Source organism: Legionella spiritensis (assembly GCF_900186965.1).
Lineage (GTDB): Bacteria > Pseudomonadota > Gammaproteobacteria > Legionellales > Legionellaceae > Legionella_C > Legionella_C spiritensis.
Map to the genome: position 1 here is coordinate 593,455 of NZ_LT906457.1, position 16,094 is coordinate 609,548.

Here is a 16,094-nt window from a genome sequence, read left to right on the forward strand (position 1 = left end):
TCGATTAGAACAGAACTTATGGTAAAAACCAAGGTTGTCACGGAAATTATTGCGGCAATGGTTCCCGGTGCAACCGTCGATCATCTGAATTTTTTACATTCTATAAAAAACTCTACTAAGCTTAGTAGTACGATGAATGCGGACTTCTCGATTCATACTCATCAGGGAGGATACAATAATGGCTCAAGCACGTAAAAGAGAATCCATACAGCCGGAATCCGGCAATGAGAAAGCTCAAGTAGGCGATGCGGCCAATCAATTGCTGGAAGAAACTAAAAAGCTGGCCAATGAGCTCTATCAGGATACGTTAAAGAAAATGGGCGACGCACAGCATAATGTGAAGGATTATTCAGACGATCTGTTGAAAAAAGTACAGAAAAACCCTTTGAAATCGGTGTTAATTGCCGGAGGAATAGGCTTTCTTTTATCGTCTTTGCTACGAAAATAATGAAAATTATTGAGCATATAGAGGGTCTTGTCGCAACCCGATATTCCGTTATAAGGGATGTTTTGGCGCTGATAAAGCTGGAGGCAAGACTGGCGAGGCTTAGTGTATTTCCTCTGTTACTTACCCTTTGTTTTTTAATGGTTATTCTTATCATGACCTGGTCGCTGCTGATGTTGCTGCTGGGTTATGTCTTTATGTATTTTTTAAACGATACTTTACTGTCGATTGTTGGCGTTTTAACTGTCAATATCCTTTTTTTTATTCTGTCATTGTCTTGTTTGATGTCTAATTTGAAAAAAATCAGTTTTGCAAAAACCAGGGAATATTTTGCAACAAAGGGGCAAGACCAATCATGAGTCAACGCAAAAAAATCATGGCAGATATTGAAGCCCTGTCGCGAAAACTTCACGTTGAAAAAATGAGGCTTCTAAAACATCAGCGTTATTTGAGAACAACCATTAATGATAATAAACTATGGATTGTGGCCGCCATGATCCCTTTGTGTATCCTCACCTGGAAAAGCGGTCAGGCAAGATTGGTGCGCAAGTTCGGCAAACAATTGTTCAAGTTGGGGGTTGTATCCGCATTCAGCCAATTCAGGAAATTGTTGTAATATTACATTTAAAAAATATCCCCGTGCGCAAAGCCTATAATTTAAATGATGAATGATACTCGCAAAGATAGCCTGGCCTGGGCGCATCCGATTGTGCGCACCTGGTTTAACAGCCGATTTACATCACCGACAAAACCGCAGGAAAAAGGATGGCCCTTTATCTTGAGCGGCAAGTCCACTCTTATCTCCGCGCCGACCGGCTCGGGAAAAACGCTCGCGGCGTTTCTGGTTTGTATTGACGGCTTGATACGGCAGGCTTTCGCAGGCGAATTGTCGCGTCAGACCCGTGTGGTATACATTTCCCCATTAAAAGCGCTGACGAATGATATTCAAAAAAATCTCCTGGAACCGCTTAAACAAATTCAGGCTATAGCCGTTGAGCAAGGCATGCCGCTTCCGGAGATTGAGGTGGCGGTAAGAACCGGAGACACTCTGGCGCGTGAAAGACAGGCCATGTTGAAAAAACCTCCCCATATCCTGGTGACCACTCCGGAATCCTTTTATTTGTTGCTCACCGCGGAAAAAAGCCGAGCCATGCTTCGTGACGTGACAACCGTGATCGTCGATGAGATTCATGCCTTGGCTAATAACAAACGAGGTTCTCATTTGTCCTTGTCGCTCGAACGTCTGGAGGCGTTAACCGTGAATGTGCCGCTGCGGATCGGACTATCAGCGACGCAAAAACCGATTGAACTGGTCGGTCACTTTCTTACCGGCATGAATCGCCCACCGCCGGGAATTATCCATATCGGGCATGCCCGCCATCTGGAACTACACGTGGAGGTCCCTGATAGCGAACTGGGTCCTGTAACCACCAATGAGATGTGGGATGAGATCTATGATCGTATCGCCGAACTGGCGAATCAAAACCGCTCTACACTGGTCTTTGTCAACACCCGAAGACTGGCCGAACGTGCCGCCCATCATCTGGCACAACGTTTGGGTAAGGAGCAGGTGGCGGCGCATCATGGCAGTTTGTCCCGCAAATTACGCCTTGGTGCGGAAACCAGTTTGAAAACCGGGCAGTTAAAATTACTGGTGGCAACCGCTTCCCTGGAGTTAGGCATTGATATCGGCACGGTCGATCTTGTCTGCCAGATAGGATCACCCAGGGCCATCGCTGTGGCTCTGCAACGGGTCGGTCGTGCCGGTCATTGGCACGGTGCCATTTCAAAAGGACGGTTTTTCGCCACGACCCGTGATGAATTACTCGAATGTGCCGCCTTGATTTATGCCATTGGCCAGGGGGATCTGGATCAATTGATTATTCCCGAGCAGCCGCTTGATATTCTGGCGCAACAAATGGTTGCCATCTGCGCGACGGAAGACTCATCAACCGCTCACTTGTTTGAATTAGTCAAAAAAAGTTTTCCTTATCGTCATCTGTCTCGCGAAACGTTTAACGACGTGCTGGACATGCTTGCTGAGGGTATGGCCGGTTCTCGCGGACGCTATGGCGCCTGTCTTTTTTATGATCGTGTCCATGAGATGGTCAAGGCGCGACGAGGCGCACGTATGAATGCGATTGTAAACGGGGGAGCAATTCCGGATAACAGTCTGTTCACCGTGGTTGCCGAAGAGGATGGTGCCGTAGTAGGTACGCTCGATGAAGATTTTGCGGTGGAAAGTAATCGCGGCGATATTATTTTGCTGGGCAATACGTCCTGGCAAATCAAAGGTATTGAAAATGCCAAAGGCCGGGTTTTGGTGGAGGATGCGCGTGGTGCGCCTCCCAGTGTACCCTTTTGGATAGGCGAGGCGCCGGAGCGTACCCGCGAATTGTCTATCAAGGTTTCCGAGTTACGTCAGATGCTTAATGACTGGTTACCTCTCGATACAACCGATGCCCTGCAAGCGGTCAAAGCCATCGACTGGCTAAAAAAACATTGCCGTCTCAATGAATCAGCTGCCCGGCAACTGATTCATTATATTCTGGAGGGGCGGGCTTTATTAGGAACGGTTCCTACCCGGGAAACCATTATTGCCGAACGGTTTTTTGACGAATCCGGCGGTATGCAGCTGATCATTCATTCACCTTTTGGCGCTCGTATTAACAAGGCGTGGGGACTGGCGTTAAGAAAACGATTTTGTCGTTCGTTCAATTTTGAATTGCAGGCGGCGGCAACGGATAACGGCATTGCCATTTCCCTGGCGGAGCAACACAGTTTTCCTCTGGGGGATGTCTTTCATTTCCTGCATCCCAACACCGTCAGGCATGTGTTAACGCAGGCGGTGCTGCAATCCCCTGTTTTTAAAACCCGCTGGCGCTGGGATGCAACAAGAGCCCTGGCTATCGCGCGTTTTCGCAATGGTAAAAAAGTGCCGCCCAACATCGTGCGTATGTTGTCGGATGATTTGCTGGCCGCGGTGTTTCCTGATGCGGCGGCCTGTCAGGATAATCTGGCCGGCCAGGATATTGTGCTTCCTGATCATCCGTTGATTTTTGAAACCATGAAAGACTGTTTGACGGAAGCGCTGGATGTGGATGGTCTAGGCGCCGTTTTATCCGATATTGCGGCTGAAAAAATACGTTGTGTCGCTGTCGATACTCCAACGCCTTCAGTGTTTTCTCACGAAATTTTAAATGCCAACCCTTACGCGTTCCTTGATGACGCGCCTCTGGAAGAACGGCGAACCCGGGCGGTCAGCATGCGGCGTATTTTACCGGACTCCTGGCTTGACGAGATAGGACGTCTCGATGAGCAGGCCATCAGGGACGTGCAACAGCAAGTCTGGCCGGATCTGAGAAGTGCTGACGAATTGCATGATTTTTTACAAGCGGTTATCGCGTTACCGGTGTCGTTGCCGCTAAACCGGCAAGCGGCTCAATGTCCCGAGCAGTGGTCTTCTTTTTTTAATGAACTGGCTGCAACCGGACGCGCGGGCCGGGCATTGGCGCATCAGCAGGAGTTCAGGCTGGCTGTGGAAAAACAGAAAATTTTTCTCGCCGCTTACCCCGACACGTCTTTTCAGGACACCCTGGCGGTGTTTGAGGAACAGACGCCGGAATTTGAAGACGCCTTGCTGAGCGTGGTGCGTGGCTGGGTCCAATACCTTGGGCCATTTAACGCCGAAGAACTGGCTTCTTTGCTGGCGCTGCCGCGCAAGGATATTGAGCAGACTCTGTTGAAACTGGAAGCGACAGGGCTGATTTTGCGGGGGCATTTCACAACGTCCGGCGATGGTACGCTCGAATGGTGTGAGCGGCGATTGCTGGCCAGAATTCATGCCTTGACTTTAAACAGGCTGCGTCAGGAAATAGAACCCATATCGGTCGAACAGTTTATTCACTGGCTGGCTAACTGGCAGCATCTGGCTTCGGGTACGCAACTACGGGGAGAGCGGGGGTTGCTCGAAGTCATTAAACAATTACAGGGGTATGAAATGCCCGCCAACGCCTGGGAAAAGCAGATTTTTGCCAAACGAGTGAGCGATTACAGTCCTGATTTACTGGATCGTCTCTGTTTTAGCGGGACAATTGGCTGGGGACGATTAGCGCTTCATCCAGCCATAACATCGGTCATGGAAGAGGAAGCCGGAGATGGTCATGAGCCGATCTCCCGACGCGCCATTCAGCCTACCAGTACGACACCGGTTACCTTCTTTGTGCGGGAAGACACCGCCTGGTTGGTCGGAAAACAGCGTTTTTCCAGGGATGGCTTGCAGGCGTTAAGTCATGTCGCCCGCCGAATTTACGGCTATTTACAGGAGGAGGGCGCCTCATTTTTTATTGATATAGTACAGGATCTTGGGCATCTTAAAACTGAAATCGAAATGGGTTTATGGGAACTGGTTGCGGCCGGACTTATTACGGCCGATGGTTTTGATAATTTACGCGCGTTAATTGATCCTCGCCGCCGTGCAGCGAGACGAGGACGTCGTCCCGTTCTGTTTCGCCAAACAACGGGACGCTGGTCGTTACTTAAAACGTCAAAACCCATGGCGGCAGGGATGGCGTGTGAGACGATAGCCTGGGTTTTATTGCGCCGATACGGGGTTTGTTTTCGTGAACTGGTAAGCCGGGAAAAAATGGCGCCCTCATGGTCCGAGTTGTTAACCGTTTTTCGCAGGCTTGAAGTCCGGGGTGACATTCGTGGGGGCCGTTTTGTTCGCGGATTTACCGGCGAACAGTACGCGTTGCCTTACGTGGTGGACTCGCTTCGCGCTTTTAGAAAGCAACAACCCAAAACGGAGAACATTACTATTTCCGCCGTCGACCCGTTAAATTTGGCGGGTATTATTTTGCCCGGGGAACGGGTGTCGCAGCGTTCTGGCAAGCAGATTGTCATTAGCGCCCAGGCTCGTAAATAATCAGGAATTCTGCCAAATAAAATGACTGAAAATTTTAACAAATGGGTATTTGGATAATGGTTACTACCCAGGCTCCTTTCGCTCGATGGCACGAGAAGGGAGCCGGAGTAGTTACAAATTTTTAATTTAACGCGGTTAGTAGGGTAATGTAGATTCCAGCGACCTTGACTGGACTTTATCCTCTTTAAATTTATCCGTGGATTTGTCAATTAATTTTTTTAACGAGTTTTCCGGATCCCTGGATTTCTCATCAAATAGATCCCTGGCGGATTTGCCGGCATGGTTATCTCGTGGTGTAGCTCCATACAATGGTGAAAAATCAGCTTCACAAATTTCAGCCCCTGAAATGGTTACGTACTCTTCATAGTTTTTCCAACGATTTTTCTCTGTCGAAGATAAAGGTATATTACGATAATTTATTCCTTGTGCATTATGCAACGCATGAATTAATTCATGTAATAACTCCAGCTGAAAAGGCATATAACTGATTTCATTGTCATTAAACGTGATAGTTCCTGACATCATAATGGATAAAAAAGAATATAACATATCAGGTTTAGACATAAGCTCTACAATATTTTCACTATCATACTTGTCTTTTGGAATGGTTATTGGAACATCTAAAATTGAAGAGTCTCCACTGGAAGGTTTAACGCCAATTTCGAGCCGTTCCTTTAGAGAAGTATCTACCCGGATTTCCTCTTTTTGGATTTGGGCAAAAGATGGACCATTATATTGTTCGGGAGCAATGGACATGCCTGGCTGAGTGGTAGTAATGTTCGGCTTGACAATCAAAGTTGCACCTCTCTGAAGAGCCGCATGCATGTCATTAATAAATTGCTGTCCCTTTGGAGTGGCCATGTCCTTTATCATGACTGTCAATACTAATTTGATGACATATTCTTGTATATTGTCATAACCGTTGATGGCGACAGCTTCTTTACCCTTCAATAATATTTCGTTGGATATATCTGTTTTCTTAATATTACCAGCTATATCATTAAGTTTTTTCCAACAAATATTATTTGTATCGTTTTTTAATCCGTCTTCAATCACAATATCAACATATTTTGAAGAATAAAAATTGATATCCTTAATGATCTGATTAAGTAAATTTAATGTATTTAGGTGAGACGAAATATCGAAAAATTTTTTATTAACATCAAGTGATTTTAAAACTTTATTAATTAATTTTGAGCATCGTTTCTCTAATTTGGCCAATTCAATTATTGTTTCTCTTGGAGAAAGAGGTTTGCTAATTTCTTCTTGATAATTCTTTGAAAAACTCTTTATTTCTCTATTCCATCTATCTTCGGCGCTGGTGAATCTAATAAATGGAGCTGTAAATTGAATGCGTTTAAAATATTTTACGAGTTCATAAGATTCTTGTTGAAAAGGATTCAAATCAGATATTCTACTCGATTCATTTTCTGATGTTACAATAAATTTAGCTTTAGACAATCCAGATTTCAATAATTCATTGACTTCCTCTTTAATGCTTTGAGACTTGGTAACACCTATGTGAGGGGCGCAATCCAGTCGAGATTGATTGCTTTTTTCCTTTTTATTTTTAATGGCTTTAAATATGTCACTTAACTCAGCAAAGCCATTTACAATAATTTTTATGGTGTTAATATTGGTGTTATTAAGAATCTCTTTTTCGATAATAAATTTTAATTCTTTTTTATCATAAACGGCCATTTTTCTAATTTCCGTAATCGCTTTTAACATCTGAGAGATATCAAGACCATTCTGCTCGGCGTATTCTATAAATTCATTGGTAGATAAAGCTTCTTTTATTTTTAAAAGATAGTCATCAATCCTTTGTTCTGGCTTTTTTGTTTCTTCCTCGGTTTTATTGTATGGGTGCGCATTTGGATCAATGGAACCCAGCAATAAATTAAGCTGTTTTATGATTTCAATCTGAGCGTCCACATTAAGGGCATATGAAAATATATCGAGTTTCTTTTGATTAAAAAATGGATGTGGGTTTTGTCTATTATTTTGGGTTATAAGTAAGTATTTTTCTTCAAGAATATTAGGCTTTCCTATTAATTGTAAAATGGATTTATCATTTTTTATTGCCTGTATAATGAAATCTTCATAATGCTCTTTCAGGCCATCTGATGAGAAGAGCGCTTTTTTAAATTCATTTCTCACATTTTCGGAGGCATTTTCCAAATATTCCCGCAAGCGATAAATTGTTTCATTTTTTATAATTTCTTTTAGATCAATCTGAGATAAAAAAGAACCGAACCCATGTCCTTTTACATCACTTAAAAATTGATGGATATGGGGTCCAAGTAGTTGTTCACTGGCTTTAGCGATATTATTTAAATGATATTCCTGATCATCAAAAACGATGATATTTTTTCCCCAGTCAATACCATTGTGCAAGAGTGTGTTATATAACAAATAAAAAAGCCTGCCTTTGCCATCATACTTGTTTTGTGATCCACTCAACTTGATCTGCTTTGCAGTATCCTCAACAATTTTATTGCCTTTAACAATAATAGGCGATGAGGCAAATTTGATTTTTTCCTTCTCAAATTCGGTTTCATTTTCTTTTAATATTTCGGCATAAGCAGAAAGTCGCCCACCATTTTGCAGAGTATAATATTCATCAGCCAAGCAGAATCTTGTCCAGACCTCAGCCAGATTATCAAAATAAACGTCTTCCGTTGAAAAAACACCTTTGACAACAATGTCCTTCGCTTCAAGATATTTAATGAGTTTATCTGTTTCAATATAGCTGGAAACTCTAACCAGGGAATGGCTACTAAAAAGATAAATTTCCTTAAAACCGGCTTCTTTAAGATAGTTTATAAGATTATCATTGTAGCGAATAGTTACTGAATCGCCAGTGATAAGTGTCTCATTAACATCTACTAATACCCTTATTTCAAGAGGGTTTTCACAGACTTTCATTCCTTCGATTAATTCATCGTTTTTATAGGATACGTTCTCTTCTTCTGACAATTCTGTTACTTCAGATATCTCAGCTTTAGAATCTATGGAGGGAAATAATTCTTTATCTATGGGCATTTTTTCTAAAATTCAATTAATAACTGGTAACACAATGATAACAACAAGGTATTAAGATAATTTTAAAAAAAATATCAATTTTTGGCTAAATATGGGTATTTTAGAATATAGAAGGCTTGGTGTACTTATCGTTTTATGTTGTAAATGGTGTGTGATTTGTTCATTTTATGTAGGTTAAGTTGCAATGGGCAATCCAGTTAAACGATTCAATTCAAGGATGACTATAATGTATATAAACGGACATTGGACAGGATAATTGTTATGGATATGAAACAGGAAGCGGAGCGGATTTATCAACTGACCATCGACAGGGACAAAAAAATCCGGCTTTTAAAAGATTTGGCACTGGATTGTTACAATGAAATGGAAGCCCAGGATCAGAATATGCACCCGGAGGTGCATCATAAACTGTCGGAGGGTTATCGGCTGGCCAAGGATTTTATCCGCAAACTGGAACATGATTGAACGGGTTTTTTCAGATCATGCAAGGGTAATGATCACCATAAACCGTTAAACCAGGAGCCATGCAAACCATGAGGTACTCTGCGGGGCGTAGTGACCGATGCCACCGGTTTGTCATCTAACGTTTTGGCATCCAGCAAGACAAACTGACTTTGCTGTTTTTTATTGTCGTAAAGAAACAGGGCTAACCAGCCGTCATCTTCCTTTTTTCCGGAAGAATCGGGGACAAAAACCGCCTCACCGATCTCCGCGTGTTTGCCAAAATCGTGCACCAGGGTGGTTTGTTTGTCCAAATCATATTTGATCAGGGCATGAAACGCTTCATTTTGCGCGGAGGTTTTGGTGGGCATGTAAACATAACGGTTGGGCAGGGAAGTAAGGTTGTCATTAATGCGTGGAAATTCAACGATACGGTCGTCCATCTGCTGATGGGTTGCGGTCTTTTTGTCCGGATCAATGGTTGTGCGATATAGATGGGGAGGGGTCTTGCTGAGAAGCGTATCTCCAATCGCCAATTGTTCATGACGAACGTAATCAATGACGAGTTTCCCGTCTTTTTCAAAGCCGTTGGCGAAATGGTAAACAAAAAAAGGCTCCGTAACAATTCGCGATACTTCGCTGGTTTTTCTATCCACCACGATAATGGTGACGCCTAGTTCCGGCTGCCAGTTGAGCAGGTGGCCTCCGGATTGCAACCGGCTGAAATCAAAAATCGCCGGACAATCAAAAAAAACCAGATAATGTTGGGTCAGGATAAAATCGTGAGCCATGGAAGAGGCCGGTTTTTCAATGGGAATGTTGTGGGTAAGCTGACCGGTTTTGTCCAGGACGTAATATTGCAGATAGGGCGGGGTAAAATTATAGGTAAACGCAAATAGCTCACCGGTATTCGGATCCAGGCGCGTATGGGCATTGACAGGGAAAGGACGCTCTCCCCCCGCTGGACACCACTCTCCGATAGTCTGTAATTGCGCGGACACTTCATAGGCTGGCCCGGATTCGTACATGGCAAGATACTGTCGGGCATGACGAATGATGTGAATAAAGGCGCCGTCCTTGACCGGTCCGGGATCGCCGTTTTTACCAACCAGCTTCGGATCGGTGGGTATGGGATTGGAAATTCCGCCATACAACGCCCGTCCGGCTTTTTTTTCAGCGTTCAATCCTTTGGTTTCCACAAAACGGTTGCGGTAACTGGCCTTGCCGTCATGGATATATATGGCATGCAGCATGCCATCGCCATCTATGGGGTAAGTATAGGAAATCGGATCAAAGGCGGGGTTGGGTCCATTTCTCATATAAATACCGCAAAGTTTCGGAGGTATCGCGCCATCAACCGGTAGATCCTCGACGAATAATTCGTCTTTGACGGGGGCGTAATTCCCTTGCAGGAACGGGTTTTTACTGAGATCCTCCTTATTGCGACTGAAACGCCTGAACAGAAATCCCTGATACCAGTCGGGAAAACGTTTGGTGAATCCGATGGCGATTATCATTAACGCAACAAGAATCGCATCGGCCGCCAGACTGGATTTGATGATGTGCAAGGACTGCAGCAAACCGTCCAGGGCCATGAGCGTCAACGCCGATGCCCAGACTATGGATATGGTGTAATTGATTTGCCGAAACAGAGGCGAGATCCAGTAGATTTCATCCACTTCCTCCTTGGCATATTGCATGCTGAATGGTTGCCTGATCACAATGGAAATCCACATAATCAGCCCCAGGGCAATATTGGATATTAAATAGGCGTATTGATCCAGCCAGGCTTTCAGAGGGGACAGGTAAAGGAGAGATAGAAGAATAAAATAAACCAATGAGCTCCAGTCGAGAATAAATTTCTTACGCAGATTGCTCCGACAAAAGAGGAGCGTTGCCGCAATGGCCGCAAGAGGGGCTAACTCGGTATTGAGGTTTTTGAAACTCGCGACAATAGCGTAGGTTATCCAGGGAATAAAGCCTTGTAAGGTAGAGGGCATGATGTACTCTCGGGTTGTGACGTTAAAAACGGTTGTCTGGGTGGCACATGGTTATATTCCAGGTGACGCTTCCTCACTTAAAATGGATCAATTTTCCGGCCTGTTTTTTTCATGGCTCGATAAACCTCATATGCTGTGATAATACAGATTAGAATTAACAAAACGATTAAGGCAATATTGAGAACAAAAATTTTTCGAACGGTATCCAGACTGTCAAAATAATATTCATCACTTCTGTCCGCGGCGTAAGCCAGAATGTGGGACATGGTTTTATTAAGATGTTTATAATTTTTATTCGCCATAATATTTTCAAACATGTCCACGGTGAATTTCGTTCCATCTTTACGCTGTTTTATCAGGGAGTCCCGATATTTTTCCCAACCGTTAATTTCACCAATGGCCTTGTCGGCCAACTGTTTTCCCGCGGCAAAACGGATTTTTTCCCTGACAATTTTCATGTTGTTGTTAACAATAGTATCCAGTTTTTTTATTTCAGCCTCTTCCGTATAAAAATCATCGCCCTCTTTCAACAAGATCTGAAATAACAACGTGTTGGTTTCTAAAATCCCTTTTTGCGTGAGATAGGCGTTCTGGGTGACGGCTAACGGACGTTTGTATAAGACACTGGTTAACGAAAATAATTCCCGGGAGGTATAAATGGACAAGCCCCCCCATATTCCAAAGGCTATGATAAAAATGATGTACGTTAATAGGACTTTTTTTTCCAGTTTCATAACTAATAGCTCAGAAAGTAATAGAGTACGATTACAATAAATACAACTACAAAAGTAATAGGCGCATATAAAGCAAACCGGTGTTCAAAACGTGTGGCAATATGCGATTTGTTATAAAATCGTAACAGATGCAAAATGATGATTTGGAAAATGGCGGCCAAAACCAGTAAATAGCATAACAGAATAATGGATTCAATAAATGTCAAGTAGCTGATTGTCGGTAAAAAACTCGAGGCTAAGGAGTGGAATGCGACTGTAATTAAAAGAAACACCACCGCCCTCGATAGTTTGGTTCCTGTTGGTTCGTCAAACGTTAAAAAACTCAGGCAGGCGACCAGGATGATAAAAAAGAGGGGAACGATAATTCTGAACAGGAAAAAAGAGGGAATACGCTTTAAATAAATGACCAGATCAAAGGATGGTTGTGATAAACCATAACGGGGATCCTTATAGGTTCCTACGGTTGCGAAAACCATATCAACATGCCATTGGGCGAGAGTAATATGTTTATCATAACCGGTCATGACCATATTTTCATCCAGAATAATGTCCTGGGTTGTCCATTGTTTCGGTATAAAACGTATATTTATTTTCTGGCTATCAAAAGGGAACAGGCGTAATTTTAATTTCAGGGGGATAATTAATTCCATTTCCCGGTATAAATAAACCGTACCACTGGGAAAAATGGTTAGTTTCGTATGTTTCATGGTTGTTTCTGCGTGAGGCACGACAATATCCGGCGTCCAGATCTCGTTTAATATTTTATCGGCGTCATTATCATAAACTGTTTTAACAGGGTTGTTATGCGTGGCATATTTTCGCGCAATTCTTGCGTCCTGCCATTGTGTTTGCAGGGATACGGTTAAGTAAATTTTGGGTTGCTCATTAACCTGTTTATCAATCTTTATTATATTGTTCAGGTATACGCCGATTTCGACGTAAGTCGGTTTTTCAGGTAGAGGCAGGGAGCCTTGAGCAGGTTTCTCCGCCGATGCAGCAAAAAGATGAACGGAGAGAAACCATAATAGAAGTGTCAGAAGGCATCTGAAAGGTTTCATCAGGTTTCCTATCCTGTCCCGAAGGCTATCCGGAGAGTCTCTGGCTATTTCGAACGTCGGAATTAGCGAGCCTTATAATTGATTATATTAGCATATTTATTGAAACCTGCCTGATTTCCTGATAATTCCGTCCGATTTTCCTTCCCAGGCTCTGTGAACAAAAATATCCTGGCACCATTTTTTTATAAAAGAACGGTAGCCCGTAAGGAGGCCTGTGGCCGTATTGCGGGCTTCATTTTAATATTATCCCGGGAGAACAGGTGAGTGCCCAAGTGAACGGTTTTCCCGCATTTCGGCTTCGCCTTCATGACGGCTGCATATAAGGGACAAATTATACGCCTTTTGCAGCCCGGCGATAACTTTAAAAACACGTCCTAGATCATCCTGGTCGGCCTGTTGTCGGGTTTTTCCACTAGTTTGATGTAGTGCTCATCAGGTTTGGATGCAACTAAAAACGATAGTATTTGATGACCTATGTCCCGGGGCAATTCGTTTTGCATAACCATTTCTGTGGTGCCAATCAAAAGTCCGACCCCGCTGGATTTGCCATTATGACCCAGTTGAAAGCGGTGTCTGGTTGTAAAATCACCCAACGCCTCTCTCACTGTGTTTTCTTCCTGCATGGTTTTCTTGTTGAACAACGCATTGTGCTCCAGATTGATCTGCTTCACCGTGTTTGGTATAGCCGCTATGATGCGCTGAAGCTCCGAGGTGCTTCGTGATCCCAATTCCTGATGACTCAGGTCAATTTTTTCAACCGTTGCCGGAATGGAGCGCATTAAAATGACAAGCTTTTCAGTAGAGTACTCTTTAAGGGGAAAGCTTGTAAAATTAATGACTTTGAGAGTTGACGGAGTATGGTTTACCTGCTCGGTTAACTTGATAGCACTAATAAAAAACAGTTGCTCAATGGCGATCACAGGGAGCTTGCGATCGGAGTACAAAATAGCGGATACCAATTTGTTTCTATCATCATTACTCCATTGATCAAGGCCATTAAAACCAAGGTTCAGCCTGGCAAGGTTAGGCGGCAGGTTATTTATAATTTTAATAACGTCATCAACGCCCAGGGTCATAAGGGTATTCCTTCCCAAATCAAGAGAAGACAAACTCTTGGGAAGTGACTTTAAAAGGATGATGATTTCATCTGCTGTAAACTGGTTAAAGCCGTTATTACCAAGATTCAGTGAACATAAGTTGGGGGAGAGTGCGGATAGCACCAGACACAGCGTTTGAAAACCGAATCGGGCAAGGTTATTGGCGCGCAGGTTCATATCTTTCAAATTGGGAGGCAGCGCTTTAAATATACTTATTAATTCCTCAGCCTGACGAGCGTCAAGCCGACTGTCACTCATATCGAGGTTAATTAAATCAGTAGGGATATTGCTTTTGATGGTGTTAAGGAGGTCTTCGATTGAGAGATTGCCCGTTAGGAAACGAAGTTGTTGCATGGCCTGACTCCGACAGAAAAGCAAATCAAGAAAAATTTGCTTCCATAATGAATTTAAATGATACTTTCATTGCAAATTAAAAACAATATTATTGCATGTTCACGGCGGCAAATGCCATATCTTCGTGAGCACGATAATGAAAGGACTATTTTTTAGAAAAAAATTAAAATTATTCTAGCGTTTCGGATTCTTAGCTATTACAATTGCCTACTTCCGGGCCCATAGCTCAGTTGGTTAGAGCAGCGGACTCATAATCCGTTGGTCCAAGGTTCAAGTCCTTGTGGGCCCACCAGTAAAATCAAGAGGTTACGACGATTTTACTGAATCCAGAAAATTTCATGTAGACGCAATGTAGACAGATTATGGGTAACTTTCTAATAGGCTTATTTACTTTAACTGGAGCCTTAAGTGGCATATGGTTAAAGGATTACCTAGAACACAAGAACTCCCGTTTAAACTCATTGAAACAGAGAGCCATAGCTACCTATATTTTGTGCAATCACTTGCGAAAAGCTCTAGTAGTACAACAGGTAATTTGTAAAAAGCTAATAGCAGATCCAAATTACAATTACGTACCGCTTCAGCAAGATCGCCCTGACACGGTATTAGAAGATCTTGAGAAAATGGAAATTTTGATTATTGAAAATTTTAGCAACTTATATGAGGACTTTTTGCAATTTAACTCTATGATAGTTAGTCACTATCATTACTTGCTCAGAATAATGAGTAATAAACAACAAATTTCAGTTACTAAGAATGAACTTGAAAATGAAATTGATAGTTATGACTCCCAAATGACTAGGTTAACTAATAACTTAAATCAAAAACTTAAAGAGCAATTTATAAATAGACCAGATATTTATCCAAATTTTTATAGATATAAAGCTGCAGTAATTAAATTTTTTAAAAATTTCTTTAAAAAAACTTCAATTGAATTTACAAAAATCATTAATGCTTTCTTTTCTTGCAGCCTTATTAAGGCAATGGGGTAGAGCCTACAGAATTAGAATCACAATTCTCTCAATATGAAATTTTCAACTAAAATTATTTAAGTTATCCCCTGCCACCTAATTGGTGTTTTTCTAGTTCAATTTCTATTTCTCGCATCATATCTTTAACTTTTTTTGATAATTTGAGGTACTCATCTGAAATGTGTTCTTGACTTTTATTGGCGAGAGCAAACAAACCCTCAGAGGCTTTATAAATTATACTTGCAAGCTCAGATTCATAAGGTATGCTATTTTTGTTAATCCATCTTTCTATTGCTTTATGTGATAATGAGATTAGTGGCTCATGTTGCCATTGTTTTGAATTAATAATTTTCAAAATTTGTCTTTGTGCATTAACTCTATTATTTAATTCAGTCATCTATAATTCCCTCTTAGCATGAGATATTAATTTCAGCATCCAATTTTCTAGTATATCAAGATATTTTTTAGCCTGTCCTACTTCTTCTTGAGATAGGATAGAACCTTTTCCACGCGTAGCTAAAATTCTAGCCCTTTCAAATATACTATACGCTTCATGGGGGATTGGTATATTTTTCTCACCTAAAAAATAAGCCGCATTTCTAGAAAAATTCGCACTTTTTAATACACCGAGGGAATAACAACTAGCAATATTTCGAATCGATAGAAAAATCAATGAAATGTCATATATTTCTATACTATTAATCTCAAGAGATTCTTTTGCTTCTCGAAAAATATTGTGAAACTTAAAACAATCTTCAATGCAATTATTGTACTTTGAAGGGATACCTAATTCACTGATATAATTATTGCCATCATGGCTATAAAGCATCTTTGCTTCATAATATAGATGCCATGCAAAAGGGTTACCCTGTTTCCATAACTCCTGAATCCGTTTAGGAGTATAGATAGAGAATACTAATGGGTCAAATTTACTAAAATTTTCTGTAATTGCCAATAAATCGATATCTGAATGAGCATCTATTTCACCACGGCAAATAGAACCAAAAGCATAGATATACATC

13 protein-coding genes and 1 tRNA gene are annotated in these 16,094 nt (G+C 42.1%); 7 read left to right on the top strand and 7 right to left on the bottom strand.

Annotated elements, in window-relative coordinates; all coding sequences use genetic code 11:
- Nucleotides 1-178: 178 nt before the first annotated feature.
- The 4 genes from CKW05_RS02750 to CKW05_RS02765 are packed head-to-tail and all read left to right on the top strand — an operon-like array spanning nucleotide 179 to nucleotide 5,372.
- A complete protein-coding gene (locus CKW05_RS02750) occupies nucleotides 179-448 on the top strand; it encodes a DUF883 C-terminal domain-containing protein (RefSeq protein ID WP_065238426.1) in 270 nt (89 codons plus the stop codon).
- Nucleotides 448-804, top strand: a complete 357-nt coding sequence (locus CKW05_RS02755) for a hypothetical protein (RefSeq protein ID WP_058484415.1) — start codon at nucleotides 448-450, stop codon at nucleotides 802-804. Before CKW05_RS02750 ends, CKW05_RS02755 begins: the two co-directional genes overlap by 1 nt.
- Nucleotides 801-1,061 (top strand): hypothetical protein, encoded by a 261-nt coding sequence (locus CKW05_RS02760; RefSeq protein ID WP_058484414.1) that lies wholly within the window; start codon nucleotides 801-803, stop codon nucleotides 1,059-1,061. The genes CKW05_RS02755 and CKW05_RS02760 overlap by 4 nt, the downstream gene beginning before the upstream one ends.
- 48 nt (nucleotides 1,062-1,109) lie before the next feature.
- Nucleotides 1,110-5,372 (top strand): DEAD/DEAH box helicase, encoded by a 4,263-nt coding sequence (locus CKW05_RS02765; RefSeq protein WP_058484501.1) that lies wholly within the window; start codon nucleotides 1,110-1,112, stop codon nucleotides 5,370-5,372.
- A 135-nt stretch (nucleotides 5,373-5,507) separates the two neighbouring features.
- Here CKW05_RS02765 and CKW05_RS02770 read toward each other — a convergent pair whose 3' ends face one another.
- Complete coding sequence (locus tag CKW05_RS02770; RefSeq protein ID WP_058484413.1) at nucleotides 5,508-8,417, bottom strand: hypothetical protein; 2,910 nt, start codon at nucleotides 8,415-8,417, stop codon at nucleotides 5,508-5,510.
- A gap of 261 nt (nucleotides 8,418-8,678) precedes the next feature.
- Between CKW05_RS02770 and CKW05_RS02775 the strand changes: the two genes are divergently transcribed.
- Nucleotides 8,679-8,882 (top strand): hypothetical protein, encoded by a 204-nt coding sequence (locus CKW05_RS02775; protein ID WP_058484412.1) that lies wholly within the window; start codon nucleotides 8,679-8,681, stop codon nucleotides 8,880-8,882.
- A 32-nt stretch (nucleotides 8,883-8,914) separates the two neighbouring features.
- Here CKW05_RS02775 and CKW05_RS02780 read toward each other — a convergent pair whose 3' ends face one another.
- The 4 genes from CKW05_RS02780 to CKW05_RS02795 all read right to left on the bottom strand — a co-directional run bounded on the left by CKW05_RS02780 (nucleotide 8,915) and on the right by CKW05_RS02795 (nucleotide 14,101).
- Nucleotides 8,915-10,858, bottom strand: a complete 1,944-nt coding sequence (locus CKW05_RS02780; RefSeq protein ID WP_058484411.1) for a carotenoid oxygenase family protein — start codon at nucleotides 10,856-10,858, stop codon at nucleotides 8,915-8,917.
- Nucleotides 10,859-10,935: 77 nt separating this feature from the next.
- Nucleotides 10,936-11,592 (bottom strand): MCP four helix bundle domain-containing protein, encoded by a 657-nt coding sequence (locus CKW05_RS02785; protein WP_058484410.1) that lies wholly within the window; start codon nucleotides 11,590-11,592, stop codon nucleotides 10,936-10,938.
- 2 nt (nucleotides 11,593-11,594) lie between these two features.
- Nucleotides 11,595-12,650, bottom strand: coding sequence for a ligand-gated ion channel (locus CKW05_RS02790; protein WP_058484409.1), 1,056 nt, complete (start codon nucleotides 12,648-12,650; stop codon nucleotides 11,595-11,597).
- Nucleotides 12,651-13,024: 374 nt separating this feature from the next.
- Entirely contained in the window at nucleotides 13,025-14,101 is a 1,077-nt protein-coding gene (locus CKW05_RS02795; RefSeq protein ID WP_058484408.1) for a leucine-rich repeat domain-containing protein, read from the bottom strand.
- 215 nt (nucleotides 14,102-14,316) lie between these two features.
- Here CKW05_RS02795 and CKW05_RS02800 point away from each other — a divergent pair.
- Both CKW05_RS02800 and CKW05_RS02805 read left to right on the top strand, forming a co-directional pair.
- Nucleotides 14,317-14,393: transfer RNA gene (locus tag CKW05_RS02800), tRNA-Ile, on the top strand.
- 70 nt (nucleotides 14,394-14,463) lie between these two features.
- Nucleotides 14,464-15,093, top strand: coding sequence for a hypothetical protein (locus CKW05_RS02805; protein WP_095140544.1), 630 nt, complete (start codon nucleotides 14,464-14,466; stop codon nucleotides 15,091-15,093).
- A gap of 61 nt (nucleotides 15,094-15,154) precedes the next feature.
- Here CKW05_RS02805 and CKW05_RS02810 read toward each other — a convergent pair whose 3' ends face one another.
- Together CKW05_RS02810 and CKW05_RS02815 are read right to left on the bottom strand one after the other, a co-directional pair.
- Nucleotides 15,155-15,469 (bottom strand): hypothetical protein, encoded by a 315-nt coding sequence (locus CKW05_RS02810; RefSeq protein WP_058484406.1) that lies wholly within the window; start codon nucleotides 15,467-15,469, stop codon nucleotides 15,155-15,157.
- A complete protein-coding gene (locus CKW05_RS02815) occupies nucleotides 15,470-16,093 on the bottom strand; it encodes a nucleotidyltransferase domain-containing protein (RefSeq protein ID WP_058484405.1) in 624 nt (207 codons plus the stop codon).
- Between the last annotated feature and the right edge of the window lies 1 nt (nucleotide 16,094).

What these genes read in the sequence shown, in the direction of transcription:
- CKW05_RS02755 (WP_058484415.1), top strand. Translation starts at nt 448, where the DNA reads ATGAAAATTATTGAGCATATAGAGGGTCTTGTCGCAACCCGATATTCC.
- CKW05_RS02810 (WP_058484406.1), bottom strand. Translation starts at nt 15,469, where the DNA reads ATGACTGAATTAAATAATAGAGTTAATGCACAAAGACAAATTTTGAAA.
- CKW05_RS02770 (WP_058484413.1), bottom strand. Translation starts at nt 8,417, where the DNA reads ATGCCCATAGATAAAGAATTATTTCCCTCCATAGATTCTAAAGCTGAG.
- CKW05_RS02815 (WP_058484405.1), bottom strand. Translation starts at nt 16,093, where the DNA reads ATGTATATCTATGCTTTTGGTTCTATTTGCCGTGGTGAAATAGATGCT.
- CKW05_RS02760 (WP_058484414.1), top strand. Translation starts at nt 801, where the DNA reads ATGAGTCAACGCAAAAAAATCATGGCAGATATTGAAGCCCTGTCGCGA.
- CKW05_RS02750 (WP_065238426.1), top strand. Translation starts at nt 179, where the DNA reads ATGGCTCAAGCACGTAAAAGAGAATCCATACAGCCGGAATCCGGCAAT.
- CKW05_RS02785 (WP_058484410.1), bottom strand. Translation starts at nt 11,592, where the DNA reads ATGAAACTGGAAAAAAAAGTCCTATTAACGTACATCATTTTTATCATA.
- CKW05_RS02775 (WP_058484412.1), top strand. Translation starts at nt 8,679, where the DNA reads ATGGATATGAAACAGGAAGCGGAGCGGATTTATCAACTGACCATCGAC.
- CKW05_RS02765 (WP_058484501.1), top strand. Translation starts at nt 1,110, where the DNA reads ATGAATGATACTCGCAAAGATAGCCTGGCCTGGGCGCATCCGATTGTG.
- CKW05_RS02780 (WP_058484411.1), bottom strand. Translation starts at nt 10,858, where the DNA reads ATGCCCTCTACCTTACAAGGCTTTATTCCCTGGATAACCTACGCTATT.
- CKW05_RS02805 (WP_095140544.1), top strand. Translation starts at nt 14,464, where the DNA reads ATGGGTAACTTTCTAATAGGCTTATTTACTTTAACTGGAGCCTTAAGT.
- CKW05_RS02795 (WP_058484408.1), bottom strand. Translation starts at nt 14,101, where the DNA reads ATGCAACAACTTCGTTTCCTAACGGGCAATCTCTCAATCGAAGACCTC.
- CKW05_RS02790 (WP_058484409.1), bottom strand. Translation starts at nt 12,650, where the DNA reads ATGAAACCTTTCAGATGCCTTCTGACACTTCTATTATGGTTTCTCTCC.